Source organism: Verminephrobacter aporrectodeae subsp. tuberculatae, from assembly GCF_026127385.1.
In the GTDB taxonomy this organism is placed as follows: Bacteria; Pseudomonadota; Gammaproteobacteria; order Burkholderiales; family Burkholderiaceae_C; genus Acidovorax; species Acidovorax aporrectodeae.
On record NZ_QZCX01000013.1, the window covers coordinates 1 to 506 of the forward strand.

1 protein-coding gene is annotated in these 506 nt (G+C 65.0%); it reads right to left on the reverse strand.

All coding sequences use genetic code 11. The features are described 5' to 3' along the window. Nucleotides 1-506, reverse strand: a 506-nt coding sequence (locus D5041_RS21895) for a SwmB domain-containing protein (RefSeq protein WP_265285831.1), incomplete at both ends; no start/stop codon positions are given.

Here is a 506-nt window from a genome sequence, read left to right on the forward strand (position 1 = left end):
TTGCCGCGTCCTGAATGACGTTGTTGCCGCTCGCGGGCTTGGTGTAGCTCACGGTCACGGTGGTCTCCGCGCTGGTCACGGCGCGGCTCAGCGTCAGCGTCACGGTCTTGCCCGATACGGCCACGCTGTTCACGCTAATGGCCGCATTGCCTGCGCTGCTGACCGCAAAGGCCGATGCGGCTGCGGTGTTGGCGGCATCCAGGCTGCCCTCTTCGGTGTAGGTCAGCACCAGTTGGTTGCCGGTGACCACGGCGGTGTGGATTACCGGGGGCGTGGTGTCGGCTGCCCGGGTGTCCACGGTGTAGTTGGCGCTGGCGATCGTGCCCGTCGCGCTATTGCCCGCCAGGTCCCGCACACCGCTCATGTTCACGCCGATGGTGTTGCTCGCGTCGTTTATGTTGGCGCTGGGCGTGAAGGTCGCGGTCCAGGTTTTTCCGTCTGCGCTGGCCGTCAGAGGACCCAGTGTGCCGTTCGCGTTCGAGAGGTCTATCTTGCTCGCATCGAAA